Raw genomic sequence first — 25,480 nt, forward strand, 5'->3', positions numbered from 1 at the left:
ACTAGGGGAGAAAGGGGGGCGGAAACAGCCTCTCTCCCCGGTGAGGAGAGAGGCCTTCAGGCTTACTTACGACGCTGACGCAAGCTCATCAGCACCGCACCAAAGCCAAACAGAGCGGTGATAATCCATACTGGCCAGTTGCCGGTACGCGCATATGGCGTCAAGCCCGTCGTTGGCGTAACGCTGGCGGTCAGCACCTGGCGGGTAAACTGCGGGATCATCGCCTGAATCTCGCCCTGCGGGCCAATAACAGCGGTGATGCCATTGTTGGTGCTACGCAGAAGCGGGCGGGCCAGTTCCAGCGAGCGCATGCGCGCCATCTGGAAGTGCTGCCACGGGCCGATAGACTTACCGAACCACGCATCGTTTGAGATAGTCAGCAGATAATCCGTATTTGCACGGAAATTATCCCGCACCTGTTCACCCAGGATGATTTCGTAGCAGATGGCAGGCGTCAGCAACATGCCGTGCGCATTCAGCTGAGGCTGCACGTACGGGCCACGGCTGAATGATGACATCGGCAGATCGAAGAACGGTGCCAGCGGCCGCAAAATTGACTCCAGCGGCACGAACTCACCAAACGGCACCAGATGGTTCTTGTTGTAGCGGTTGGCCGATTCGTAGTTGTAGGCGTTATCTTTGCCCAGCGTGATGATGGTGTTATAGGTGTCGTAGCGGTTCTGTTTATTCAGTCGCGCATCGACGATACCGGTGATAAGGGTGCTGTTATGCTCGCGCATCAGGTCATCGACCCGGCGCAGGAACTGCTGCTGATTAATCTCCAGATCGGGGATGGCAGATTCCGGCCAGATGATCAGCTGCGATTTGCCCATCTCTGGCTCAGAGGCCTCGAGATAGATTTTGAGGGTATTAAGCAGCTGGTTTTCATCCCATTTCAGTGCCTGGGGAATATCACCCTGCACCATAGAGACCTGCATGGTGCGCTCGGGTTCCGGGGTGAACCACTGAATAAAACGTAGCGGGAAGGGGAGCGCGAATAGCACCACGGCGGCAACCAGCGGGCGCCAGTTGCGCTGCACCATCGCCAGCACCAGCAGGCCGCTTACTACCATCAGCAGGAAGTTGATGGCCTCAACGCCCATCACCGGTGCCAGCCCCTTTAACGGGCCGTCAATCTGGCTATAGCCAAACTGCAGCCATGGGAAGCCCGTCAGCACCCAGCCGCGTAAGAACTCGGTCAGTTGCCAGACGACCGGTGCCGCAATCGCCACGCGCCAAACGTTGGTCTTTGGCCACAGGCGCGCCAGCACCCCGGCAAACAGCCCGGTATAGAGCGACAAATACGCGGCCAGCAGCACAACCAGGAAAACGTTGACCGGGCCAGGCATGCCGCCAAAGGTGGCGATACTGACATATACCCAGTTTATACCGGTGCCAAATAGCCCCATGCCCCAGGCGTAGCCAATGGCTGCGGCCTGTACCGGACGTCGGTTCAGGGTAAGCCCCTGTAGCCCCATCAAAGAGAGCAGGGCCGCGGGCCAGATGTCATAAGGAGAAAAAGCCAGCGTTCCGCTGGCTCCGAGAATTAGCGCCAGCAGCAGACGTACGCGCTGGCGTTCAAGCAATGGGGCAAATGCCATTTAAATCATTCTTCCATTGTGGGTTGCGGAGCATCGTCCGGCATTCTGACATGAACCTGAATAATACGACGACTGTCGGCCATGGCGACCTTAAACTGGTAACCGTCTATTTCAACCGTCTCACCGCGAGCCGGGAGATGGCCAAACGCCTGCATCACCAGACCGCCGATGGTATCCACCTCTTCATCACTGAAACGCGTGCCGAAGGTATCGTTAAAGTCTTCGATTGGCGCCAGCGCGCGGACGGTCCAGGTGTGGCGGCTCAGCTGACGGAAATCGATATCCTCTTCTTCGTCATATTCGTCTTCGATTTCGCCGACGATAAGCTCCAGAATATCTTCAATGGTCACCAGGCCAGACACGCCGCCAAATTCATCGATAACAATCGCCATGTGGTAACGCTGAGAGCGGAACTCTTTCAGCATGCGGTCAACCCGCTTACTCTCCGGAACAACCACCGCCTGACGTAACACTTTATCCATGCTAAAGGCTTCGGCATCGCTGCGCATAAATGGCAGCAGATCTTTCGCCATCAAAATCCCTTCGATGTGATCTTTGTCCTCGCTGATGACCGGGAAGCGCGAGTGTGCCGATTCGATGATCACATCGAGGCACTCGTCCAGAGGCTGGTTGCGTTTCAGGGTAATCATCTGCGAGCGGGGGATCATAATATCGCGAACGCGCTGGTCGGCGATGTCCATTACCCCTTCGAGCATTTCGCGCGTATCTTCGTCGATAAGGTCGTTCTGCCCGGAATCACGGATCAGCTCCAGAAGTTCATCACGGTTTTTGGGTTCGCCGTGGAACAGCTGGCTCAGAATAAGGGAGAAAAATCCCTTTTTGCTGTTTGTCGTGTCGCTACTGTGTGAATTGTCGTCGCTCATGGCGTTTGTTAAGGGTTCTCTTGTTAGTTAAATAATAACCGCCGCGCTATCTCCTTACGCGGCGGCATGATAGTCAGCCTGAGACCGACTACTCTTTCTCGGCAATGTACGGATCCTCATAGCCCAGAGCAAGCATTATCTCTGTCTCGAGGGACTCCATCTCTTCCGCTTCCTCATCTTCAATATGATCGTACCCCAGCAGATGCAGGCTGCCGTGCACTACCATATGTGCCCAGTGGGCCTCGAGCGGCTTCTGCTGCTCTTGTGCTTCCTGCTCAACCACCTGACGGCAGATGATCAGATCGCCCAGCAGCGGCATTTCAATACCCGGAGGGGCTTCGAAGGGGAAAGAGAGCACGTTAGTCGGCTTATCTTTCCCGCGGTAGGTCAGGTTAAGCTCATGGCTTTCTGCTTCATCCACCAGGCGAATCGTCACTTCTGATTCTTCCTGAAACTGAGGGACAACGGCATCCAGCCATTTCTGAAATTGTGCCTCTTCTGGCATGCCGGAATTATCTTCACAGGCCAGCTGTAAATCGAGGATCACCTGACTCATTTATGTTCTTGCTCCTGCGCTTCGCGCTTACGTTCTGCGGCCAGTTCGGCCTTGCGCTTCTGATCGGCCTCTTCCCAGGCCTCATAAGCGTTAACGATGCGGGCAACCACCGGGTGGCGCACCACATCTTCACTGTGGAAGAAGTTAAAACTGATTTCATCGACTTCTGCCAGCACTTCGATGGCGTGGCGCAGGCCAGATTTAGTGCTGCGCGGCAGGTCAATCTGCGTGATGTCCCCTGTGATGACGGCTTTCGAGTTAAAGCCGATACGCGTCAGGAACATCTTCATCTGTTCGATGGTGGTGTTCTGGCTTTCATCAAGAATGATAAACGCATCGTTCAGCGTGCGGCCGCGCATATAGGCCAGCGGGGCAACTTCAATCACGTTACGTTCAATCAGCTTCTCGACCTTTTCAAAGCCGAGCATCTCGAACAGAGCATCGTAAAGAGGACGCAGATAGGGGTCGACCTTCTGGCTTAAATCGCCCGGCAGGAAGCCCAGTTTTTCACCGGCTTCCACAGCAGGACGGGTAAGCAGAATACGGCGGATCTCCTGACGTTCCAGGGCATCTACCGCAGCAGCCACCGCCAGATAGGTTTTACCCGTACCTGCCGGGCCGACGCCGAAGGTGATGTCATGATCAAGGATGTTCGCGATGTACTGTGCCTGGTTAGGCGTACGCGGCTTAATCACACCCCGCTTGGTCTTGATATGGATAGCTTTGCCATAGTCCGGCACGCTTTCGGCGCTCTGTTCCAGCACGCGGGCTTCTTTAATGGCCAGATGAATCTGTTCGGGTTCGATATCCTGCGTTTGACCGCGCATCGGCGCGGTGTCGACATAAAGCGTGTGCAGAATATCCGCAGCGGCATTAACGCAAAGTGTGCGGCCGGTGAGTTTGAAGTGATTATCGCGACGATTGATCTCGATACCCAGACGTCGCTCCAGTTGTTTGATGTTGTCATCAAACGGCCCACAGAGGCTCAGCAGGCGAGCGTTGTCTGCAGGCTCAAGGGTAATTTCACGCGTATCTATATTCAAACCGTTCCTCTTGATGTCTCGCATCCCCGAAAAAGGGGGCTTTGATGGAATTATTTACGCCACAGAATAAAGGCGCAAGCATTGCGAAGGATATTGGGGGCGGAAGCAGGAAATACAAGGCCTGCCAGAATTGGCAGGCCTGTTGAGGTCAGGGCTGATAAACACCTACGCCCAGGTCGTTCTCTTTACGGGTACGTGCCATTACGGACTCAGGCGTTTGCGCTACGCGCAGACCCATCTCATCTTCAGTCCGTACCACTTTGCCGCGCAGGGAGTTCGTCAGCACTTCCTGAATTTCGATATCCACGAACTTGCCGATCATATCTGGCGTACCTTCGAAGTTCACCACGCGGTTGTTCTCGGTACGACCGGACAGCTGCATGATGCTCTTACGTGAAGTACCTTCAACCAGTACGCGCTGAACGGTGCCGATCATACGACGGCTCCAGGCGTTGGCCTGCTGGTTAATACGCTCTTGCAGAATATAAAGACGCTGCTTCTTCACCTCTTCTGGCACGTCGTCCACCATGTCGGCGGCTGGCGTACCCGGACGGGCAGAGAAGATGAAGCTATAACTCACGTCGAAATTCACATCGCCGATCACCTTCATCGTCCGTTCAAAGTCTTCATTGGTTTCGCCAGGGAAACCGACGATAAAGTCAGAACTGATTTGAATGTCCGGGCGCGCTTCACGCAGTTTGCGGATAATCGCTTTATACTCCAGCGCGGTGTGGGTACGGCCCATCAGATTCAGTACGCGGTCAGAACCACATTGAATCGGCAGGTGCAGGAAGCTCACCAGCTCAGGCGTATCGCGATAGACATCAATGATGTCATCGGTGAATTCAATCGGATGGCTGGTGGTAAAGCGGATACGGTCGATACCGTCAATGGCCGCCACCAGACGCAGCAGTTCAGCAAAGCTGCCGGTGCTGCCGTCAAAATTCTCGCCGCGCCAGGCGTTCACGTTCTGGCCGAGCAGGTTCACTTCACGTACGCCCTGGGCCGCCAGTTGGGCGATCTCATACAGGATGTCATCGCACGGACGGCTCACTTCTTCGCCGCGGGTATAAGGCACCACGCAGTAGGTACAATATTTATTGCAGCCTTCCATAATGGAGACAAAGGCTGTCGGGCCATCTGCGCGCGGTTCCGGCAGACGGTCAAATTTTTCGATTTCCGGGAAGCTGACATCGACGACCGGGCTACGATCGCCGCGAACCTTATTGATCATCTCCGGCAGGCGGTGCAGGGTCTGAGGGCCAAAGACGATATCCACGTAGGGGGCTCGCTGGCGAATCAATTTCCCTTCCTGCGACGCAACGCAGCCGCCCACGCCGATAATCAGCTCCGGATTTTTTCGTTTCAGAAGCTTCCAGCGACCTAAGAGGTGAAAGACTTTTTCCTGCGCTTTTTCACGAATTGAACAGGTATTCAGCAGCAGCACATCGGCTTCTTTCGCATTTTCAGTCAGCTGGTATCCGTGGGTAGCATCCAGCAGATCGGCCATCTTTGATGAATCGTACTCGTTCATCTGACAGCCCCAGGTTTTTATATGGAGTTTTTTAGTCATCGACATGCTCATGCTCAGGATTGCAGGGCGCGTATTGTAATGCTTTGGTCCGGTTGTGACCAGTATGAAGGTTGTCGGCCTCATGGGGAAAAAAATCCGGTAAACTTAAGGGATTCTCCAATAAGGACAAATGACCATGACTATCCAACAAGCCGGAGTCGCCGTCGTCGGCGGCGGTATGGTCGGCGGGGCGCTGGCGCTGGGGCTGGCGCAACAAGGGTTCGACGTTACCGTAATTGAACAGGCTGCGCCGCCTGCATATGACCCCGCCGGGAAGCCGGACGTGCGTATCTCTGCGATTAGCGCCGCCTCGGTGGATCTGCTGCGCGGGCTGGGTGTATGGGAGGCGGTGCTGGCCATGCGCGCTCATCCCTGGCATCGCCTTGAAACATGGGAGTGGGAAACTGCCCGCGTCCAGTTTGATGCTGCAGAGCTTAAGCTGCCCCTGCTGGGCTATATGGTTGAAAATACGGTTCTACAGCAGGCGCTCTGGCAGGCGCTGGAAGCGCATCCCGGCGTGAGCCTGCGGGTGCCGGCGTCGATTAAGGCTCTCCATCGCCATAACGATCATCATGTGCTGGCGTTGAGCGAAGGTGATGAGCTGGCGGTAAAACTGGTGATTGGCGCGGACGGGGCGAATTCCAGGGTCCGGGAGATGGCCGGAATTGGCATTCATGCGTGGGCGTATCCGCAATCCTGCATGCTGATTACAGTGCAATGCGAGAGCGAACCGGGTGATTGCACCTGGCAACACTTTACGCCGACGGGGCCCCATGCTTTCCTGCCGTTGTTCGACAACTGGGCCTCGCTGGTGTGGTACGACACGCCCGCACGCATTCGCCAGCTGCAAGGGATGACGATGGAACAGCTGGGGCGTGAAATTGCGCACCATTTCCCGCAGCGCCTCGGCAAGGTCACACCAGTGGCAGCGGGTGCCTTCCCGCTGGCCCGGCGTCATGCGCTGGACTATGCGCGCGAAGGATTGGCGTTGGTGGGCGATGCGGCGCATACCATCCATCCGCTGGCGGGGCAGGGCGTGAACCTGGGATATCGTGACGTTGAAGCCTTACTGGACGTAGTGGGTAATGCGCGCGCTCACGGCGAAGCCTGGGCGAGCGAGCAGGTATTGAAGCGTTACCAGATGCGACGGATGGCAGATAACTTCATCATGCAGTCAGGGATGGATCTCTTTTATGCCGGGTTCAGTAACGACCTGGGGCCGGTGCGGATCCTGCGCAATATTGGTTTGATGGCGGCGGAACGCGCCGGTGGCCTGAAACGTCAGGCCCTGAAATATGCGTTAGGTCTGTAAGCATTACACTGACGATTCCCTCACCCCTGTGGGTGGGGGCTCAGACCGCGCTGAAGACAAAAACAAAAAAGCCCGCAGAGCGGGCTTATTTGTTTTTAAATGGCTGGGGTGCAGGGATTCGAACCCCGGAATGCTGGTATCAGAAACCAGTGCCTTACCGCTTGGCGACACCCCAATTGCGTTAAACAAACTGCTTAACGACTTTTTAAAATGGCTGGGGTACGAGGATTCGAACCTCGGAATGCTGGTATCAGAAACCAGAGCCTTACCGCTTGGCGATACCCCAACAATTTTTTCTAGTCTACCGAATAAATCGACAGATGACTAATTTGGTGGCTACGACGGGATTCGAACCTGTGACCCCATCATTATGAGTGATGTGCTCTAACCAACTGAGCTACGTAGCCAGTACTGCAATCTTCGATGGCTGGGGTACCTGGATTCGAACCAGGGAATGCCGGTATCAAAAACCGGTGCCTTACCGCTTGGCGATACCCCAATACCGCGGAGAACCGCAAATCGAAGAAATATGGCTGGGGTACCTGGATTCGAACCAGGGAATGCCGGTATCAAAAACCGGTGCCTTACCGCTTGGCGATACCCCATCCGTGCAACGCTTACCTGGGAATGGTGCGGGAGGCGAGACTTGAACTCGCACACCTTGCGGCGCCAGAACCTAAATCTGGTGCGTCTACCAATTTCGCCACTCCCGCAAAAAAGATGGTGGCTACGACGGGATTCGAACCTGTGACCCCATCATTATGAGTGATGTGCTCTAACCAACTGAGCTACGTAGCCATCTTTTTTTCGCGTTACCTTATCGGCGTTGCGGGGCGCATTATGCGTATAGACCCTTGCAGCGTCAACACCTTTTTCAACGAAAATGGCCGGAATGTGACTGTTTGGTTAGGTTGCGAACAGCGTGGCCGAATATTCGGCAATTATTGGTTATTAATCGATTTTACAGCCTTTAATTCAGAATAAAAAAAAGGCCCCAGAGGGCCTTTTTCGATCGTGCAGATCGGTCGCTCAGATTATTGATAAGCAGACTGGTGAACGCCTACCGCACGCCCTGACGGATCGTTCATGGATTTGAACGATTCATCCCATTCAATGGCTTTCGCAGAGGAACACGCCACGGATGGACCACCCGGTACACACTCTGCGGCGCTTGGCACAGGGAAGAGCTCTTCAAAGATTTCACGATACAGATACGCCTCTTTCGAGCCTGGCGTGTTGTACGGGAAACGGAAGCTGGCGGTCTCCAGTTGTTGATCGGAAATCTGTTTTGCCGCCACCTCTTTCAGGGTGTCGATCCAGCTGTAACCTACGCCATCAGAGAACTGCTCTTTCTGACGCCATGCCACGCTCGCCGGCAGATAGGATTCAAAACATTCACGCAGGATATGTTTTTCCATTTTGCCGTTGCCGCACATCTTGTCCTGCGGGTTGATGCGCATTGCCACATCGAGGAACTTTTTATCAAGGAACGGCACGCGCGCTTCCACGCCCCAGGCCGACATCGCTTTGTTGGCTCGCGCGCAGTCAAACATGTGCAGCGCCTGAAGTTTACGCACGGTCTCTTCGTGCAACTCTTTGGCGTTTGGCGCTTTATGGAAGTAAAGGTAACCACCAAAGACTTCGTCAGAACCCTCGCCAGAGAGCACCATTTTGATGCCCATCGCTTTGATCTTACGTGACATCAAGTACATCGGCGTGGAGGCGCGGATGGTGGTCACATCGTAGGTTTCAATGTGGTAGATCACATCGCGGATCGCATCCAGACCTTCCTGCACGGTGAAATGAATTTCATGGTGTACGGTGCCAAGATGGTTTGCCACTTCCTGGGCGGCTTTCAGATCCGGCGCCCCTTCCAGACCCACGGCGAAGGAGTGCAGCTGCGGCCACCAGGCCTCTGAACGTTCCTGATCTTCTACACGACGCGCGGCAAATTTCTTGGTGATTGCAGAGATCACCGAGGAGTCCAGCCCGCCGGAGAGCAGTACGCCATAGGGCACGTCTGACATCAGATGGCTTTTTACGGACTCTTCCAGCGCCTGACGCAGCTCGGCTTTGTCGGTAACGTTGTCTTTAACGGCGTCGTAATCAAACCAGTCGCGTTGGTAGTACGGGCGGATCTCACCGTCCTGGCTCCACAGGTAGCTGCCCGCCGGGAACTCTTTAATGGTGCGGCAAACTGGTACCAGGGCTTTCATTTCAGAGGCGACATAGAAGTTGCCGTGCTCATCGTGCCCCATGTACAGCGGGATAATACCGAGGTGGTCACGGCCAATCAGGTACGCATCTTTTTCGCTGTCGTACAGGGCAAAGGCAAACATCCCCTGCAGGTCGTCGAGGAATTCAGGTCCTTTCTCCTGATACAGCGCCAGAATGACTTCGCAGTCAGAGCCGGTCTGGAAGGTGTAACGGTCGCTGTACTCAGCACGCAGCGCCTGATGGTTGTAGATTTCACCGTTAACGGCCAGCGCGTGGGTTTTTTTCTCGTTATACAGCGGCTGGGCGCCCGCGTTGACGTCGACAATCGACAGACGTTCATGGGCCAGGATGGCCTTGTCGCTGGCATAGACACCGGACCAGTCCGGGCCGCGATGGCGCATCAGACGAGAGAGTTCCAGTGCTTTTTTACGCAGCTCGCCCGCGTCAGTTTTGATATCCAGTACGCCAAAAATTGAACACATAACCTTCTCCGTTAACCTGTTGCAGTGTGATGTTGCTTGCTTATGAAAATGCCGCAAAAGGTGAGAGGCGGCAAGGGTTTTGCCGGTTAAAACGAAAATAACGCAATGGGCATTGCTGAATGTTGAAAAATGCGTATGTCTTAACCTTATTCTTTGATGAATTGTTAGTGAAGAGGGGTTTTTATTAGATGTGATAACTTTTTGCTGGCAATAAAATGAAAAAACCACGTCGCAGGACGTGGTTTCAGCTTACAGAACATCGATTTCGGCGACCGAGGGGTAAATCCAGCTCGGGCGGAACGGCATGGAGTCAATATCGTCGAGGGTCGAAACGCCTGAGAGAACAAGGATGGTCTCCAGCCCCGCCTGGAAGCCGGCGAGAATATCGGTACGCAGGTTATCGCCCACAATCACCGTATCTTCAGAATGGGCCTGCATCTTGTTGAGCGCCGCACGAATAATCCAGGGGCTGGGTTTGCCCACATAGAATGGCGTGCGGCCCGAAATTTTCTCAATGCCCGCGCAGAGTGCGCCGCAAGCCGGGTAGAAACCGCGACCGTGGGTATCGGGATTGGTGGCGATGAAGCGAGCGCCGTTTGCCACGAAATAAGCGGCCTTGTGCATCATCTCCCAGTTATAGGAGCGGGTTTCACCCACGATGACAAAATCCGGATTCACATCAGTAATAGTGAAGCCGGCTTTATAGAGTTCATGAATTAGCGCACCTTCGCCCACCACATAGGCTTTCTTACCCTCCTGACGCTTCAGGAAATCGGCGGTGGCCATGGCAGAAGTATAAAACACGCTCTCTGGCACATCTACGCCGGCGGTGGCAAAACGGTTCGCCAGATCTTGCCCGGTCTGCGAAGGAAAATTGGTCAGCAGTACCAGCGGCATCCCTTTTTCCATGATGGCGTTAAGAAATTCCGCTGCGCCCGGCACGGCAACGTTGTCGTGCATCAGCACGCCGTCGATATCACAAATTACATTCTTAATGGTCATGGACTGTCCGACATCTGAAAAAGAAGGCGTCACTATAAAACCCCGTTAGCTTTCCAGCAAACGTTGCAGCAGGATCCCGTTAAGCATGGCGCGTTTCACCAGCGCAAAGGCACCAATGGCAGAGCGGTGATCCAGCGTCGAGCGCACTACCGGCAGGTTCTGGCGAAATGCTTTTAACGCCTGGGTATTAATGCAGCCTTCAACGGCCGGTAACAGCACCTTTTCGGCTTCAGTGATCTCACCGGCAATCACTACTTTCTGCGGGTTGAACAAGTTAATAGCAATGGCGATGGTCTTACCCAGGTGGCGTCCAACCTGCTCAATCACTTCACAGGCCAGCGCATCGCCTTTGTTGGCGGCTTTGCAGATCGCGCCAATTTTACACTCTTCCAGGGTCAGGCGGCTCTGGTAGCCCTGCTCGAGTAGGTGGCGCACCCGCTGTTCAATAGCGGCATTGGCGGCGATGGTTTCCAGGCAGCCAAAGTTGCCGCAGTGACAGCGCTCGCCCAGCGGCTCTACCTGAATATGGCCAATTTCGCCCACGTTGCCATTACGGCCGATAAAAATGCGGCCATTCGAGATGATCCCGGCGCCCGTTCCACGGTGAACACGCACCAGTATTGAGTCTTCACAATCCTGACTCGCACCAAAGTAGTGCTCAGCCAGCGCCAGGCTGCGAATATCGTGGCCGACAAAGCAGGTGACGTTAAAACGTTTTTCCAGCGCCTTAACCAGTCCCCAGTTTTCAACCTGAATATGAGGCATGTAGCGAATCACGCCGCTTTCCGGGTCGACAAGGCCGGGCAGAATCACGGAGATGGCAATCAGTTCGCGAATTTTACGCTGGTGGGTCTCAATAAAGAGGGCGATGGTATTCAGCAGGGCGTGTTCCAGCGTCTCCTGAGTCCGTTCTGGTAGGGGGTAGTGCTCTTCGGCAACGGCTTTACTGCTCATGTCATACAGGGTCAGCGTAGTGTCGTGGCGACCCAGACGCACCCCGATGGCATGGAAATGACGGGTTTCGGTAATGATCGAGATGGCGCGACGGCCTCCGGTGGAGGCCTGCTGATCCACTTCTTTGATCAGGCCGCGCTCAATCAACTGGCGGGTAATTTTCGTGACGCTGGCGGGGGCAAGCTGGCTCTGTTCCGCGATCTGAATTCGGGAGATGGGCCCATGCTGGTCAATCAGGCGGTAAACCGCCGCACTGTTCAGCTGTTTTACGAGATCAACATTACCAATTTGAGCTTGTCCGCCTGATGTCATACTTTTACTTACTCAGTGACGACCTCGTTACCGTTAACGATGGTCTTGATGATTTTAAAATCGTGCGTGAATGCGGTCAGGTTTGCCACCATGCCTGGCGCAATGCTGCCCAGCCTGGTCGCGACACCCATCGCGCGCGCCGGGTAGAGCGTTGCCATACGCAGGACTTCATCCAGCGCAATACCACAGTGTTCAACCAGATTGCGGACACCTTCGATCATCGTCAGCGCAGAGCCGCTGAGGGTGCCGTTCTCATCCACGCACAGTCCATTCCGGTAGTATATTGTTTTACCAGCAAAAATGAACTGCTCAATATTTGCACCTGCGGGCGCGGTCGCATCTGTAACCAGACAGAGCTTGTCGCCTTTGATGCGTTTGGCATTGCGGATATTGGCATAATCTACGTGCAGACCATCCGCGATGATGCCGCAATAAACGTCTGGCTCATCGAAAATCGCACCAACCAGCCCTGGTTCACGCCCGGTAATATAGGGCATTGCGTTATAGAGATGCGTCGCAAAAGTAATGCCCGCGCGGAAACCGATTTTGGCTTCTTTGAGGGTAGCGTTGGAGTGGCCCGCAGAGACCACGATACCCGCGGCAGACAATTTGCTGATGACCTCAGGCCCGGCCATTTCAGGTGCCAGGGTCACTTTAGTAATCACGTCGGCGTTAGCGCACAGGTAATCCACCAGTTCGCTATCCGGTTTACGTACGTAGTCCGGGTTATGGGTGCCTTTTTTAACGATATTGAGCCACGGCCCTTCAAGATGCAGACCCAGAGCCTGATTTGGGTGTTGGCTCAGGTAGTCGCGCATGACCGCAATACCCTGTTTCATCAGCTCATCGCTGGTGGTAATCAGCGTCGGTAAATAGCTGGTGCAGCCGGATTTCTCATTCGCTTTCTGCATGATCTCCAGCGTTTCCACCGTGACCGCTTCAGCCGTGTCGTTAAACTGCACGCCGCCGCAGCCGTTAAGCTGCACGTCGATAAAACCGGGGGAGATGATGGCACCATTCAGCGCGCGTTGCTCGATGTCCGCCGGCAGTTCGCTCAGCGGGCAGATACGTTCAATCAGGCCATTTGCGACAACAATCGCATGGTCATCCAGAATTTCATGGCCGGTATAAATCCGACCGTGGGTTAAAGCGTACATAACGACCCCCGGTATTAAAAAAACTGCCCGCCCCAAATGAAAGAGGCGGGGCTATATTACAGACCTTTGATGTTTTCTGCTTCTAACTCGTTGAAGTATTTCAGCGTTTTGACTTTCAGTTCCATCGTAGATGGCTCATCACACACCACAACGGCCTTCGGATGCAGCTGCAGACAGCTGATGGTCCACATATGGTTAACGTTGCCTTCAACGGCCGCCTGCAGCGCCTGCGCTTTCACGTTGCCCAGCACCAGAATCATTACCTCTTCTGCGTCCAGCAGCGTACCCACGCCAACGGTCAGGGCGTATTTTGGTACCTGATTTACGTCGCCGTCAAAGAAACGGGAGTTTGCCACGCGGGTGTCATGGGTCAGGGTTTTAATACGGGTGCGTGAGGCCAGGGAAGAGGCGGGCTCGTTAAACGCGATATGGCCATCGTTGCCCACGCCACCCATAAACAGGTGAATTTTACCGTAAGCACGGATTTTTTCTTCGTATTGGCGGCACTCTGCGTCAATATCAGGCGCGTTACCATCCAGCAGGTTGATGTTTTCAGCCGGGATATCAACGTGGTCAAAGAAATTACGGTGCATAAAGCTATGGTAGCTTTCCGGATGCTCCTTCGGCAGGCCAACGTATTCATCCATGTTGAAGGTCACCACATGCTTGAAGCTGACCTGGCCCGCTTTGTGCATCTCAACCAGAGCTTTATACGCAGTAAGAGGCGTGCCTCCGGTCGGCAGACCGAGTACGAAAGGACGATCGGCGGTAGGTTTGAACGCGTTGATACGGTTTACGATGTGGCGTGCAGCCCATTTACCGACCTGTTCTGCTGTAGCCAGGGGGATCAGTCTCATTATTCACCTCTGAGTTTGAAAATAAAAAGTTGGCGGATTGAGCGCCTGGGCACGATCTAAGCCTAACCTGGTTCTTGCCGTGAGGGGTCAATTCGTCTTGATTTTTTGAATCATAAAATAAGTTTTCGCTGTTTGCCAGTGCAGGGAGGAGTAATTAACGATATTTGGTGACAAAAATCACAAAAAGTACGCGTTTAATTTGCGATACGAATTAATTTTTCACACACTCAATCAGCCAGTGAATCATCAACTGTATTTATAAGTTAGTGACACAATAAAAACACAGCTGAGAACGCGCCTTAACGGGGTCTCATAGGGGGAAGAAAGTGAGTATTCTAGGTTATTTACAAAAGGTTGGCCGTGCCTTAATGGTACCGGTCGCCACGCTGCCGGCCGCAGCGATATTAATGGGTGTCGGTTACTGGATTGACCCGGTGGGTTGGGGTGGAGACAGCGCGGTAGCGGCGTTCTTCATTAAATCCGGTTCTGCCATTATCGATAATATGTCCGTTCTGTTCGCCATCGGCGTGGCGTACGGCATGTCCAAAGATAAAGACGGTGCTGCGGCACTAACCGGTTTTGTGGGCTTCCTGGTGCTGACCACGCTCTGCTCGCCTGCTGCGGTTGCAATGATTCAGAAAATCCCGGCGGAACAGGTTCCGGCGGCGTTCGGTAAGATCAGCAACCAGTTCGTGGGTATTCTGGTGGGTATCATCTCTGCTGAGCTGTACAACCGCTTCAGCGGTGTTGAGCTGCCGAAAGCGCTCTCCTTCTTCAGCGGCCGTCGTCTGGTACCGATCCTGACCTCCTTCGTGATGATCGTGGTTGCCTTCATCATGATGTACATCTGGCCGGTGATCTTCGATGGCCTGGTGAACTTTGGTGAACATATCCAGAAGCTGGGTTCCGTCGGTGCGGGCGTCTATGCGTTCTTCAACCGTCTGCTGATCCCGGTGGGGCTGCATCACGCTCTGAACTCCGTGTTCTGGTTTGACGTGGCAGGCATTAACGATATTCCTAACTTCCTCGGCGGGGCACAGTCCATCGAAGCCGGTAAAGCGGTAGTGGGTATCACCGGTCGTTATCAGGCGGGCTTCTTCCCGATTATGATGTTCGGTCTGCCGGGTGCGGCGCTGGCTATCTACCATTGCGCGCGTCCAGAGAACAAAGCAAAAGTGCTGGGTATTATGATGGCGGGGGCGTTCGCGGCCTTCTTCACCGGTATCACCGAGCCGCTGGAATTCTCCTTCATGTTCGTAGCACCGGTACTGTATGTGATCCACGCGGTGCTGACCGGTATCTCTGTCTTTATCGCTGCCAGCATGCAGTGGATTGCAGGCTTCGGTTTCAGTGCCGGTCTGGTGGATATGGTGCTCTCCTCCCGTAACCCGCTGGCGGTTCACTGGTACATGCTGATCCTGCAGGGTCTGGTGTTCTTCGCTATCTACTACGTGGTGTTCCGTTTCACTATCACCAAATTCAATCTGATGACGCCGGGCCGTGAGCTGGCTGTTGCCGGTAGCGAAGCTGATGGTGAAGATGTGAATGTTAGCGCAGATAAAGACCAGGACGTTGCAGGTCTGGCGCGTCAGTACATCGCCGCAGTCGGCGGTTCTGACAACCTGACCGGTATCGATGCCTGCATCACCCGTCTGCGCCTGAACGTGAAAGACTCCTCGCTGGTGAATGAAGCGCTGGCAAAACGTCTGGGTGCCTCTGGCGTTATTCGCCTGAACAAAACCAGCGTGCAGATTATCGTTGGCTTTGTGGCTGAGAAAATTGCTAACGCGATGAAAACCACTGGCCCGGTAGCAGCGGCAGAAACCGCGCCGGCGCCAACAGCCGCACCGGTTGCAAAACCGCAGGCTGTACCTAACGCCGTCACCATCGCGGCGCTGGTCTCTCCGGTTACCGGCGAAGTGGTAGCGCTGGAGCAGGTGCCTGACGAAGCCTTTGCCAGCAAAGCGGTAGGCGACGGCGTTGCCGTGAAACCCACTGAAAAAACCGTGGTTTCTCCAGCAGCCGGTACCGTGGTGAAAATCTTTAATACCAACCACGCGTTCTGCCTCGAAACCGACAAAGGCGCGGAAATCGTTGTCCACATGGGTATTGATACCGTTGCGCTGGGCGGCCAGGGCTTCACTCGCCTGGTAGAAGAAGGGGCTGAAGTGGTTGCAGGCCAGCCGATTCTGGAAATGGATCTGGATTTCCTGAACGCCAACGCACGCTCTATGATCAGCCCGGTGGTTTGTAGCAACATCGACGACTTCAGCGGTCTGGTTATTCAGGCGCAGGGTCAGGTGGTTGCCGGTCAAACTCCACTGTATGAAATTAAAGGCAAGTAAGTGCTCCTGAGTTAGCGTTGATGCCTGAGCGGCGGGGATATCCCCGCCGCTTTTTTTTGCAGCACTTGCCCCCATTATTTACATCCAGGGCGTTTTTAGAGGTTGTCACTGCGACCAGCTTATAAGATCATACGCCGTTATATGTCGTTTACGCTTTGAGGAATCCACGATGAGTGAGGCTGAAGCCCGCCCGAGTAACTTTATTCGTCAGATCATTGATGAAGATCTGGCTACTGGTAAGCACACCACTGTTCACACCCGTTTCCCGCCGGAGCCGAACGGCTACCTGCATATTGGTCATGCGAAATCTATCTGCCTGAACTTTGGCATCGCGCAGGACTACCAGGGTCAATGCAATCTGCGTTTCGATGACACCAACCCGGCGAAAGAAGATATCGAGTACGTAGAATCCATTAAGAACGACGTACAATGGTTGGGCTTCAACTGGTCTGGCGACATCTGCTACTCCTCTAACTATTTTGATCAGCTTTATGCCTACGCGGTTGAGCTGATCAATAAAGGCCTCGCCTACGTTGACGAACTCTCTGCTGACGAAATCCGCGAATACCGTGGCTCCCTGACCGCTCCGGGTAAAAACAGCCCGTTCCGCGATCGTAGCGTGGAAGAGAACCTGGCCCTGTTTGAAAAAATGCGCGCCGGTGGCTTCGAAGAGGGTAAAGCCTGTCTGCGTGCCAAAATCGATATGGCCTCGCCGTTTATCGTCATGCGTGACCCGGTGCTGTACCGCATTAAGTTCGCGGAACACCACCAGACCGGGAACAAGTGGTGCATCTACCCGATGTATGACTTCACCCACTGCATCAGCGATGCGCTGGAAGGCATTACGCATTCCCTGTGTACGCTGGAGTTCCAGGACAACCGTCGTCTGTATGACTGGGTGCTGGATAACATCACCATCCCTGTGCATCCGCGTCAGTACGAGTTTTCTCGTCTGAATCTGGAATACACCGTGATGTCCAAGCGTAAACTGAACCTGCTGGTTACCGACAAGCATGTTGAAGGCTGGGATGACCCACGTATGCCGACCATTTCCGGTCTGCGTCGTCGTGGTTATACCGCGGCTTCTATTCGCGAATTCTGTAAACGCATTGGGGTAACTAAGCAGGACAACACCATTGAGATGGCCTCTCTGGAGTCCTGTATTCGTGAAGATCTTAACGACAACGCACCGCGCGCAATGGCCGTTATCGATCCCGTGAAGCTGGTGATCGAAAACTACCCTCAGGGTGAGAGCGAGCAGGTCACCATGCCTAACCATCCAAACAAACCTGAGATGGGCAGCCGTGATGTGCCGTTCAGCGGTGAGATCTGGATCGATCGTGCAGATTTCCGTGAAGAAGCGAACAAGCAATACAAACGCCTGGTGCTGGGTAAAGAAGTGCGCCTGCGTAACGCCTACGTAATCAAAGCAGAACGCGTTGAGAAAGACGAACAGGGTACCATTACCACCATTTACTGCAGCTACGATGCAGAGACCCTGAGCAAGGATCCTGCCGATGGCCGTAAAGTGAAGGGTGTTATCCACTGGGTGAGCGCTGCCCATGCGCTACCGGTAGAAATTCGCCTTTATGACCGTCTGTTCAGCGTACCTAACCCAGGCGCTGCGGATGACTTCCTGGCAACCATCAACCCGGAATCGCTGGTCATCAGACAGGGTTATGCGGAGCCTTCTCTGGCGCATGCTGAAGCTGGCAAAGCCTACCAGTTTGAGCGTGAAGGTTACTTCTGCCTCGACAGCCGCTACGCAACGGCAGACCATTTGGTCTTTAACCGTACCGTGGGACTGCGTGATACCTGGGCCAAAATCGGCGAGTAATCAGGTCAACCACAAACAAACGCCGCTTCTGCGGCGTTTTTTTTTGCTTATCGATCAGGATTTTATTTATTAGCCGCTTTAACCCCTCGCGAAATTAGTGGTCAAGGAGCTGCTACTTTTTTTATAAAATAAACTTACTCATTCCCTAAAAAATGTACTGTTAGAAAGATTAAAGATGATAATTATTCTTAAATATAGATTTTTACTTGAATTTATTATGAAAATATCTGGCTTCTGTTGAATGTTTCAAAACACTACTGATTATGTGCACTTCGTCATAATCCTGCATTTTCCTCTCTGAAAAGCATTGATAATTCGCGTCGCGAAAAATAGTCTAAAGGCGGTGGCAATTTCGGGGATATTTCCAGCCACCGTGACCGCAGGTCTTTTTTATTTTACGCCGCTTAAGGCGTTTTTAAATCGTCAATGAGGAATACATTATGCGTACGTTTAATGGCAAACGTAGTGCGCTGTCGCTGGCTATCGCCGGTATCACAGCCATGTCAGGTTTTGTGGTCGCCCCTCAGGTGCAGGCCGCCGGTTTTATCGATGACTCTACTCTGACGGGCGGCATCTATTACTGGCAGCGCGAGCGCGACCGTAAAGATGTTACCGATGCGGATAAATATAAAACCAACCTTTCTCATTCGACCTGGAACGCCAATCTCGATTTCCAGTCGGGTTATGCGGCCGATATGTTTGGTCTGGATATTGCAGCGTTCACCGCTATTGAAATGGCAGAGAATGGCGACAGCGCCCATCCAAACGAAATTGCCTTCTCAAAAAGTAATAAAGCCTATTCTGAAGACTGGTCCGGCGATAAGAGCGGGATCAGCCTCTATAAAGCCGCGGCGAAATTTAAATATGGCCCGGTCTGGGCGCGTGGCGGTTATATTCAGCCAACCGGTCAGACACTATTAGCCCCGCACTGGAGCTTTATGCCCGGTACCTATCAGGGTGCCGAGGCCGGAGCCAACTTTGATTACGGTGATGCCGGTGCGTTGAGCTTCTCTTACATGTGGACGAACGAATATAAATCGCCGTGGCACATCGAAATGGATAAGTTTTATCAAAATGATAAAACCACCAAAGTGGATTATCTCCACTCCTTCGGCGCGAAATATGACTTCAAAAATAACCTGGTGCTGGAAGCGGCATTTGGCCAGGCGGAAGGCTATATCGATCAGTACTTCGCCAAAGCCAGCTACAAACTGGATATTATCGGCGGCCCACTGACCACCACTTATCAGTTCTACGGTACGCGCGATAAAGTCAGCGACGGCAGCGTTAACGATATTTATGATGGCACCGCATGGCTGCAGGCGCTCACCTTCGGCTACAAAGTAGGGCAGGTGGATTTACGCCTCGAAGGAACCTATGTGAAGGCCGACGGGCAGCAGGGTTACTTCCTGCAGCGTATGACGCCAACCTACGCCTCCTCTAATGGTCGACTGGACGTATGGTGGGATAACCGCTCTGACTTCAACGCCGATGGCGAAAAAGCAATCTTCTTTGGCGCTATGTATGATCTGAAAAACTGGAACCTGCCAGGCTGGGCGGTGGGGGCATCTTATGCTTACGCCTGGGATGCAAAACCGGGCGATATGGCGACCCCAGACGCCTATTACGATCCTAACTACCGTCTGAAAGAGTCTGCTTACAGTCTGGATGCGATTTATACCCTGCAGGATGGGCGTGCGAAAGGCACCATGTTTAAACTGCACTTCACCCAGTACGACAACCACTCCGACATTCCGAGCTACGCTGGCGGCTATGGCAACATCTTCCAGGATGAGCGTGACGTGAAGTTTATGGTTATCGCACCGTTCACCATTTTCTGATGCGCATCCCGCAGACAGGAGCATAGAGTATGTTGAGAAAAATGGTTCTTGTGGCCGTGCTGGCCTCGGGGCTAGCGGCTTGCGCCCACTCTCCGGCACAGAAAGAGGATTCACGCCTGAAAGAGGCTTACAGCGCCTGTATTAACACGGCGCAAGGCTCCCCGGAAAAACTGGAGGCCTGCCAGAGCGTGCTGAACGTGCTAAAGAAAGAGAAAGCACATGAACAGTTTGCCACGCAGGAGAACGTTCGCGTAATGGATTATCAGGCCTGTATTCAGGCGCGTAAAACAGGTAACGATCAGGAAGTGGCAAAACGCTGCGATAAAATCTGGCAGGAAATACGTAACAACAACGCACAGTAAGTGGTTGTTATCATGTCCGGTGGCGCATTCATCTGCGGCACCGGTTTTTTTTGCCTTCTGATGGGCAAAAAAAAGCCAACCGTCAGGTTGGCTCAGAGTATGAGAAGTGATTAACGGGCGTCGTGCGCGTGATCGTCTTCGCGGCAATCGCCTTCAGCACAGTGACCATACAAGTAGAGGCTGTGGTTGGTCAGACGAATGCCATGACGAGCGGCGATTTCGCGCTGACGTAATTCGATGGAATCATCACTGAATTCGATCACTTTGCCGCAATCCAGGCAAATCAGGTGATCGTGATGGTGCTGCTGAGTCAGTTCGAAAACAGACTTGCCGCCTTCGAAATTGTGACGGGTTACAATGCCGGCGTCATCAAACTGGTTCAGAACACGATAAACGGTAGCCAGACCAATCTCTTCGCCCATGTCGATAAGACGTTTATATAAGTCTTCCGCACTGACATGATGGTTTACCGGTTCCTGAAGTACTTCCAAAATTTTAAGACGAGGAAGCGTGACTTTCAGCCCGGCCTTCTTTAATGCGGTATTGTTGTCAGTCATGCGGAATCTGTCCTGTTGCTAAACGATTCACTTCAAACAAAGAAGTGACAGAAAATGCAGTTGAGATAATGCGTCTCATTATAGAACTGCCATGCTTAAATGAAAACTGCAAGCCTCAAGCAAAGTATGCTTATAAAAACGTGGTGCTGCCAACAAAGTTGTTATCAAGCTACCCCGTTTGACCTGGATCATTGTACAGGTATGAAAGCAAAAGTTAAAAATTTGTAGCAATTATTTTGATTGATATTATCTATCAATACAGCGCAGCGTCATCGCTGCGCTGTATTGCAATCAGGCATTGATAATGGCGTCGAGCTGCAGCTCTTCACGAATCTGCTTAACCCACTTATCAACGCGCTCTGCGGTCAGCTCTGGCTGACGATCTTCATCGATGGCCAGGCCCACAAAGTTATTATCATCCGCCAGACCTTTAGAGGCTTCGAAGTGATAGCCCGCCGTTGGCCAGTGGCCCACGATCACGGCGCCGCGTGGTTCGATGATGTCGCGAATCGTACCCAGGGCATCACAGAAGTACTCTGCGTAGTCTTCCTGGTCGCCACAGCCGAAGAGGGCAACCAGCTTACCGGTGAAATCTACCTCTTCGAGGGACGGGAAGAAGTCATCCCAGTCGCACTGCGCTTCGCCGTAGTACCAGGTTGGGATGCCCAGCAGCAGAATATCGTAGCCTTCCAGATCTTCTTTGCTGCTTTTAGCTATGTCATGAACATCGGCAACGTCTTTACCCAACTGTTTTTGAATGTTTTTTGCGATGTTTTCCGTGTTACCGGTGTCGCTGCCGAAAAAAATGCCGATGATAGCCATGAGTAAAATAACCTCTTGAAACTTAATAGTATGGTGGCGCAAATTGTCCACGGATAAGGGCAATCATAGCAGAACAGAGAAGCCTGCGGAAACTGCTATCGCGCAGGACTGCACTCTGTGCTACATGAAAACAAGAAGAAGGGGATTTTTCTGACTTAGGCTTTGCCGTGCAGCTGTTCCAGCTGCAGCATCAGCATCTCTTCGATAAGTTCGCTACGGCTCATCTCCCGGGCCGCGGCCAGTTCGTTCAGGGCGTCTACGGCGTCAGCGTTCAATTTTAACTCGACGCGTTTAAGCCCACGACTTTTATCGCGTTTAAGTTGGTTGCGCTTATTGATGCGCAGCTGTTCATCGCGCGAAAGCGGATTGGTTTTCGGTCGTCCCGGGCGACGCTCATTCGCGAACAGATCTAGTGTCGTGCGGTCCGTTTGTTCTTTGGCCATGATTTTGAGACTTCGGGGGAAACAAAGACGCCCTGCTAAAGCCCGGGCGATAAGCGCGCCATCATACATCACCGAAAACAGCACGCCAACGACTGGTCGCCCCCAGACGACCAGTCGCTTTCTTTTTAATCAATTTTTTAATCAATTCTCGCCTTCAGCGAGGTAACGACGGATGGCACGTAGCACGGCATCAGGTTTTTCAGCATGAACCCAGTGTCCTGCCCCCGCAATGATATGCGCCCGGGCCTGAGGGAATTGCGCCAGAAGTGCTTCACGGTAAGCCTCGGTAACGTAAGGTGAGTTGCCACCGCAAATAAAGAGCGTCGGATGCGGCCAGACCGGAACGGTCTGCCAGCCCACAATATTGGCATATTGATCCCACAACACAGGAACATCGAAGCGCCAGGCGCCATCAATAAAGGATTTCAGCAAGAACTGCACCACCCCCTCTTCATCGAGATGCTGGCGCATAATCGCAGCGGCCTGCTGGCGTGTCGTCACCGCTGCGTCCGTGACCGCATTGATAGCAGCAAAGATCTCATCATGACGCCGGACTTGATAATCAACCGGCGCCACATCAATGACTACCAGCCCTGCAATGCGTTCCGGGGCCAGCGCCGTCAGCGCCATCACCGCTTTGCCGCCCATCGAGTGGCCAATCAATACGGCTTTCTCAATGTTGTGCGCATCCAGCGTATCCAGCAGATCCTGAGCCATAGCGGCGTAGGTCATTTCAGAGGAACGAGGCGACTGACCGTGGTTACGCATATCCACCTGCAGGATATCGTGATCGGTGACTAAATCCCGCGCCAGCACGCCCAGGTTATCCAGGCTACCAAACAGACCGTGAACCAGAACAACGGGAGAATTATTGTGCGGCGATTGTGCAGATTGCGCTCGGGTATTTAATTTCATGGCAAAGTTCTTTTTTTACGGATGTCAGGTTAGGGTATTATGTTGACCATTCTGCCGCCCGGCTGCAAGGAAACAGTTTAATCTGACTTTTGCCGCCACTCAGGTTTGACGCTATCCGCTGTTGGGTTTAGACCTTATACTCCCAACGACTTGTATTCAGATAAGATATCGCACTGGATTAAGATGAAAACAATCGAAGTTGATGACGAGCTCTATCACTATATTGCCAGCCAGACCCGGCATATCGGCGAGAGCGCGTCCGACATTTTACGGCGCATGCTGAAAGTTTCTAATGCCACCCTGTCTGCCGCTCCGGCCACCAAAGAAGTGCGCCTGCCTTCTGCGCCTGCGCAAGAAAAGCCGAATACCCCGGCAAAAGACAGAGTGCGCGCGATGCGCGAGCTCCTGCTCTCGGACGAATACGCGGAACAAAAGAAAGCCGTCAACCGCTTTATGCTGGTGCTGTCTACACTGTATTCACTGGATAACAAGGCATTCGCTGACGCAACAGAATCTCTGCATGGCCGCACCCGCGTCTACTTCGCGGGCGACGAGCAGACCCTGTTGCAGAATGGCAATCAAACTAAGCCCAAACATGTTCCTGGTACGCCGTACTGGGTCATCACCAATACCAACACGGGACGCAAGCGCAGCATGATCGAACATATCATGCAGTCCATGCAGTTCCCGGCGGAATTGACTGATAAGGTTTGCGGTACAATCTAACCCTTGCATTGGAAGGATCAGGCAATGGCAAATCACACTCGTGCGGGTCAGCCTGCACAACAAAGCGATTTGATTAACGTCGCTCAACTGACATCTCAGTACTATGTGCTGAAGCCTCAGGCGGGCAACGCAGAACACGCAGTGAAGTTTGGTACGTCTGGTCACCGCGGCAGCGCGGCTCGCCACAGTTTTAACGAACCACACATTCTGGCCATTGCCCAGGCCATCGCGGAAGAGCGCGCCAAAAATGGCGTAACCGGTCCATGCTACGTGGGTAAAGACACCCATGCGCTCTCTGAGCCCGCATTTATCTCCGTGCTGGAGGTGCTGGCTGCCAACGGCGTAGACGTGATCGTGCAGGAAAATAACGGCTATACGCCGACCCCTGCCGTCTCCAACGCCATTCTGGTGCATAACAAAAAGGGCGGGGCGCAGGCCGATGGTATCGTCATCACCCCGTCGCATAACCCGCCGGAAGATGGCGGTATCAAATATAACCCACCTAATGGTGGCCCGGCTGACACCAACGTCACCAAAGTGGTGGAAGATCGTGCTAACGCGCTGCTGGCCGATGGTCTGAAAGGCGTGAAGCGTATCTCTCTGGACGCGGCGATGGCCTCTGGCCACGTGAAAGAGCAGGATCTGGTGCAACCCTTCGTTGAAGGGCTGGCGGATATCGTCGATATGGCGGCTATCCAGAAAGCGGGCCTGAAGCTGGGCGTCGATCCGCTCGGTGGCTCCGGTATTGAATACTGGAAACGTATCGCCGAGTTTTACAAGCTGGATCTGACCCTGGTAAACGATCAGGTCGATCAAACCTTCCGCTTTATGCACCTGGATAAAGACGGCGCAATTCGTATGGACTGCTCATCCGAGTGTGCGATGGCGGGGCTGCTGGCGCTGCGCGACAAGTTCGCTCTGGCCTTCGCTAACGACCCGGATTATGACCGCCACGGCATCGTCACCCCGGCTGGGCTGATGAATCCGAACCACTACCTGGCGGTGGCGATTAACTACCTGTTCCAGCACCGTCCACAGTGGGGCAAAGAGGTCGCCGTTGGTAAGACGCTGGTCTCCTCCGCCATGATCGACCGGGTGGTGAACGACCTCGGCCGCAACCTGGTCGAAGTTCCGGTAGGTTTCAAATGGTTCGTGGATGGTCTGCATGACGGCAGCTTCGGCTTCGGTGGTGAAGAGAGCGCAGGGGCCTCGTTCCTGCGTTTCGATGGCACCCCGTGGTCTACCGATAAAGACGGCATCATCATGTGCCTGCTGGCTGCGGAAATTACCGCGGTTACCGGTAAAAACCCGCAGGAGCACTATAACGAACTGGCGGCACGCTTTGGCGCACCGAGCTATAACCGCATCCAGGCGAGCGCAACCTCTGCCCAGAAAGCGGCGCTCTCTAAACTCTCTCCGGAGCAGGTGAGCGCAGATACCCTGGCGGGTGATCCGATCACCGCCCGTCTGACCGCGGCGCCGGGCAACGGCGCCTCTATTGGCGGCCTGAAGGTGATGACGGAAAACGGCTGGTTCGCGGCGCGTCCGTCCGGCACGGAAGATGCGTATAAAATTTACTGCGAAAGCTTCCTCGGCGACGAACACCGTAAGCTGATTGAGAAAGAAGCGGTAGAGATCGTGAGCGAAGTGCTGAAAAACGCCTGATAGCGGAAGGCGGAAAA

21 protein-coding genes and 7 tRNA genes are annotated in these 25,480 nt (G+C 53.7%); 7 read left to right on the forward strand and 21 right to left on the reverse strand.

Annotation, left to right across the window (positions count from 1 at the left end; genetic code table 11):
• Positions 1–62: 62 nt before the first annotated feature.
• From lnt to miaB, 5 genes are all read right to left on the reverse strand, one after another.
• Positions 63–1,601 (reverse strand): apolipoprotein N-acyltransferase, encoded by a 1,539-nt coding sequence (gene lnt, locus WFN75_RS02025; RefSeq protein ID WP_336995550.1) that lies wholly within the window; start codon positions 1,599–1,601, stop codon positions 63–65.
• 5 nt (positions 1,602–1,606) lie between these two features.
• Positions 1,607–2,485 carry a CNNM family magnesium/cobalt transport protein CorC gene (gene corC / locus WFN75_RS02030; RefSeq protein ID WP_040076566.1) on the reverse strand — a complete coding sequence of 293 codons (879 nt, stop codon included), beginning with the start codon at positions 2,483–2,485 and terminating at the stop codon, positions 1,607–1,609.
• 88 nt (positions 2,486–2,573) lie between these two features.
• On the reverse strand, positions 2,574–3,041 hold the full coding sequence (ybeY, locus tag WFN75_RS02035; protein WP_040076565.1) for an rRNA maturation RNase YbeY: 468 nt from the start codon (positions 3,039–3,041) through the stop codon (positions 2,574–2,576).
• Positions 3,038–4,084: a PhoH family protein gene (locus WFN75_RS02040; RefSeq protein ID WP_040076564.1), complete on the reverse strand. Its 1,047-nt coding sequence runs from the start codon at positions 4,082–4,084 to the stop codon at positions 3,038–3,040. The genes ybeY and WFN75_RS02040 overlap by 4 nt, the downstream gene beginning before the upstream one ends.
• A 148-nt stretch (positions 4,085–4,232) precedes the next feature.
• On the reverse strand, positions 4,233–5,657 hold the full coding sequence (gene miaB / locus WFN75_RS02045; RefSeq protein ID WP_040076563.1) for a tRNA (N6-isopentenyl adenosine(37)-C2)-methylthiotransferase MiaB: 1,425 nt from the start codon (positions 5,655–5,657) through the stop codon (positions 4,233–4,235).
• Positions 5,658–5,793: 136 nt separating this feature from the next.
• Between miaB and ubiF the strand changes: the two genes are divergently transcribed.
• Positions 5,794–6,969, forward strand: coding sequence for a 3-demethoxyubiquinol 3-hydroxylase (gene ubiF, locus WFN75_RS02050; protein ID WP_336995551.1), 1,176 nt, complete (start codon positions 5,794–5,796; stop codon positions 6,967–6,969).
• 100 nt (positions 6,970–7,069) lie between these two features.
• Here the strand turns inward: ubiF and WFN75_RS02055 are convergent.
• The 12 genes from WFN75_RS02055 to nagB all read right to left on the reverse strand — a co-directional run bounded on the left by WFN75_RS02055 (position 7,070) and on the right by nagB (position 13,950).
• A tRNA-Gln gene (locus WFN75_RS02055) sits at positions 7,070–7,144 on the reverse strand.
• Between the two features lie 36 nt (positions 7,145–7,180).
• Positions 7,181–7,255, reverse strand: a tRNA-Gln gene (locus WFN75_RS02060).
• A gap of 44 nt (positions 7,256–7,299) precedes the next feature.
• Positions 7,300–7,376, reverse strand: a tRNA-Met gene (locus tag WFN75_RS02065).
• Between the two features lie 17 nt (positions 7,377–7,393).
• A tRNA-Gln gene (locus WFN75_RS02070) sits at positions 7,394–7,468 on the reverse strand.
• A gap of 31 nt (positions 7,469–7,499) precedes the next feature.
• Positions 7,500–7,574: transfer RNA gene (locus tag WFN75_RS02075), tRNA-Gln, on the reverse strand.
• Positions 7,575–7,597: 23 nt separating this feature from the next.
• Positions 7,598–7,682: transfer RNA gene (locus tag WFN75_RS02080), tRNA-Leu, on the reverse strand.
• 8 nt (positions 7,683–7,690) lie between these two features.
• A tRNA-Met gene (locus tag WFN75_RS02085) sits at positions 7,691–7,767 on the reverse strand.
• 236 nt (positions 7,768–8,003) lie between these two features.
• A complete protein-coding gene (gene asnB, locus WFN75_RS02090) occupies positions 8,004–9,668 on the reverse strand; it encodes an asparagine synthase B (RefSeq protein ID WP_207293229.1) in 1,665 nt (554 codons plus the stop codon).
• Positions 9,669–9,917: 249 nt separating this feature from the next.
• Positions 9,918–10,670 carry a ribonucleotide monophosphatase NagD gene (gene nagD / locus WFN75_RS02095; RefSeq protein ID WP_040076560.1) on the reverse strand — a complete coding sequence of 251 codons (753 nt, stop codon included), beginning with the start codon at positions 10,668–10,670 and terminating at the stop codon, positions 9,918–9,920.
• A gap of 45 nt (positions 10,671–10,715) precedes the next feature.
• Positions 10,716–11,936, reverse strand: coding sequence for a DNA-binding transcriptional regulator NagC (nagC, locus tag WFN75_RS02100; protein ID WP_040076559.1), 1,221 nt, complete (start codon positions 11,934–11,936; stop codon positions 10,716–10,718).
• 8 nt (positions 11,937–11,944) lie between these two features.
• A complete protein-coding gene (gene nagA / locus WFN75_RS02105) occupies positions 11,945–13,093 on the reverse strand; it encodes an N-acetylglucosamine-6-phosphate deacetylase (RefSeq protein ID WP_046884282.1) in 1,149 nt (382 codons plus the stop codon).
• Positions 13,094–13,149: 56 nt separating this feature from the next.
• Positions 13,150–13,950 (reverse strand): glucosamine-6-phosphate deaminase, encoded by an 801-nt coding sequence (nagB, locus tag WFN75_RS02110; protein ID WP_046884281.1) that lies wholly within the window; start codon positions 13,948–13,950, stop codon positions 13,150–13,152.
• Positions 13,951–14,276: 326 nt separating this feature from the next.
• Between nagB and nagE the strand changes: the two genes are divergently transcribed.
• The 4 genes from nagE to chiQ all read left to right on the forward strand — a co-directional run bounded on the left by nagE (position 14,277) and on the right by chiQ (position 20,335).
• A complete protein-coding gene (gene nagE / locus WFN75_RS02115; RefSeq protein ID WP_072056315.1) occupies positions 14,277–16,295 on the forward strand; it encodes an N-acetylglucosamine-specific PTS transporter subunit IIBC in 2,019 nt (672 codons plus the stop codon).
• Between the two features lie 169 nt (positions 16,296–16,464).
• Positions 16,465–18,132 (forward strand): glutamine--tRNA ligase, encoded by a 1,668-nt coding sequence (gene glnS, locus WFN75_RS02120; RefSeq protein ID WP_325946497.1) that lies wholly within the window; start codon positions 16,465–16,467, stop codon positions 18,130–18,132.
• A 440-nt stretch (positions 18,133–18,572) separates the two neighbouring features.
• Positions 18,573–19,973, forward strand: a complete 1,401-nt coding sequence (gene chiP / locus WFN75_RS02125; RefSeq protein ID WP_336995552.1) for a chitoporin ChiP — start codon at positions 18,573–18,575, stop codon at positions 19,971–19,973.
• A 32-nt stretch (positions 19,974–20,005) separates the two neighbouring features.
• Positions 20,006–20,335, forward strand: coding sequence for a ChiQ/YbfN family lipoprotein (gene chiQ, locus WFN75_RS02130; RefSeq protein ID WP_046886590.1), 330 nt, complete (start codon positions 20,006–20,008; stop codon positions 20,333–20,335).
• Positions 20,336–20,445: 110 nt separating this feature from the next.
• On the opposite strand, the gene fur is transcribed toward chiQ, so the two are convergent.
• From fur to ybfF, 4 genes are all read right to left on the reverse strand, one after another.
• Complete coding sequence (fur, locus tag WFN75_RS02135; protein ID WP_040076553.1) at positions 20,446–20,892, reverse strand: ferric iron uptake transcriptional regulator; 447 nt, start codon at positions 20,890–20,892, stop codon at positions 20,446–20,448.
• A gap of 291 nt (positions 20,893–21,183) precedes the next feature.
• The gene (gene fldA, locus WFN75_RS02140) at positions 21,184–21,714 is read right to left on the reverse strand and encodes a flavodoxin FldA (protein ID WP_046886587.1); all 531 of its coding nucleotides are present in this window, start codon (positions 21,712–21,714) and stop codon (positions 21,184–21,186) included.
• Positions 21,715–21,869: 155 nt separating this feature from the next.
• Positions 21,870–22,157: a LexA regulated protein gene (gene ybfE / locus WFN75_RS02145; RefSeq protein ID WP_046886586.1), complete on the reverse strand. Its 288-nt coding sequence runs from the start codon at positions 22,155–22,157 to the stop codon at positions 21,870–21,872.
• Between the two features lie 141 nt (positions 22,158–22,298).
• Positions 22,299–23,072 (reverse strand): esterase, encoded by a 774-nt coding sequence (ybfF, locus tag WFN75_RS02150; protein ID WP_263617271.1) that lies wholly within the window; start codon positions 23,070–23,072, stop codon positions 22,299–22,301.
• Between the two features lie 183 nt (positions 23,073–23,255).
• Here ybfF and seqA point away from each other — a divergent pair, with 183 nt between their 5' ends.
• Positions 23,256–23,798, forward strand: a complete 543-nt coding sequence (gene seqA, locus WFN75_RS02155) for a replication initiation negative regulator SeqA (protein WP_040076549.1) — start codon at positions 23,256–23,258, stop codon at positions 23,796–23,798.
• 24 nt (positions 23,799–23,822) lie between these two features.
• Positions 23,823–25,463 (forward strand): phosphoglucomutase (alpha-D-glucose-1,6-bisphosphate-dependent), encoded by a 1,641-nt coding sequence (pgm, locus tag WFN75_RS02160; RefSeq protein WP_040076548.1) that lies wholly within the window; start codon positions 23,823–23,825, stop codon positions 25,461–25,463.
• Positions 25,464–25,480 lie beyond the last annotated feature (17 nt).

Source organism: Leclercia sp. UBA7405, assembly GCF_037152215.1.
Taxonomy (GTDB): Bacteria; Pseudomonadota; Gammaproteobacteria; order Enterobacterales; family Enterobacteriaceae; genus Enterobacter; species Enterobacter pneumoniae.

Bases quoted from the DNA above. Each gene is read 5' to 3' on its own strand.
- lnt (WP_336995550.1), bottom strand. From the start codon at position 1,601: ATGGCATTTGCCCCATTGCTTGAACGCCAGCGCGTACGTCTGCTGCTG.
- corC (WP_040076566.1), bottom strand. From the start codon at position 2,485: ATGAGCGACGACAATTCACACAGTAGCGACACGACAAACAGCAAAAAG.
- ybeY (WP_040076565.1), bottom strand. From the start codon at position 3,041: ATGAGTCAGGTGATCCTCGATTTACAGCTGGCCTGTGAAGATAATTCC.
- miaB (WP_040076563.1), bottom strand. From the start codon at position 5,657: ATGACTAAAAAACTCCATATAAAAACCTGGGGCTGTCAGATGAACGAG.
- ubiF (WP_336995551.1), top strand. From the start codon at position 5,794: ATGACTATCCAACAAGCCGGAGTCGCCGTCGTCGGCGGCGGTATGGTC.
- asnB (WP_207293229.1), bottom strand. From the start codon at position 9,668: ATGTGTTCAATTTTTGGCGTACTGGATATCAAAACTGACGCGGGCGAG.
- nagD (WP_040076560.1), bottom strand. From the start codon at position 10,670: ATGACCATTAAGAATGTAATTTGTGATATCGACGGCGTGCTGATGCAC.
- nagC (WP_040076559.1), bottom strand. From the start codon at position 11,936: ATGACATCAGGCGGACAAGCTCAAATTGGTAATGTTGATCTCGTAAAA.
- nagA (WP_046884282.1), bottom strand. From the start codon at position 13,093: ATGTACGCTTTAACCCACGGTCGGATTTATACCGGCCATGAAATTCTG.
- nagB (WP_046884281.1), bottom strand. From the start codon at position 13,950: ATGAGACTGATCCCCCTGGCTACAGCAGAACAGGTCGGTAAATGGGCT.
- glnS (WP_325946497.1), top strand. From the start codon at position 16,465: ATGAGTGAGGCTGAAGCCCGCCCGAGTAACTTTATTCGTCAGATCATT.
- chiP (WP_336995552.1), top strand. From the start codon at position 18,573: ATGCGTACGTTTAATGGCAAACGTAGTGCGCTGTCGCTGGCTATCGCC.
- fur (WP_040076553.1), bottom strand. From the start codon at position 20,892: ATGACTGACAACAATACCGCATTAAAGAAGGCCGGGCTGAAAGTCACG.
- fldA (WP_046886587.1), bottom strand. From the start codon at position 21,714: ATGGCTATCATCGGCATTTTTTTCGGCAGCGACACCGGTAACACGGAA.
- ybfE (WP_046886586.1), bottom strand. From the start codon at position 22,157: ATGGCCAAAGAACAAACGGACCGCACGACACTAGATCTGTTCGCGAAT.
- ybfF (WP_263617271.1), bottom strand. From the start codon at position 23,072: ATGAAATTAAATACCCGAGCGCAATCTGCACAATCGCCGCACAATAAT.
- seqA (WP_040076549.1), top strand. From the start codon at position 23,256: ATGAAAACAATCGAAGTTGATGACGAGCTCTATCACTATATTGCCAGC.
- pgm (WP_040076548.1), top strand. From the start codon at position 23,823: ATGGCAAATCACACTCGTGCGGGTCAGCCTGCACAACAAAGCGATTTG.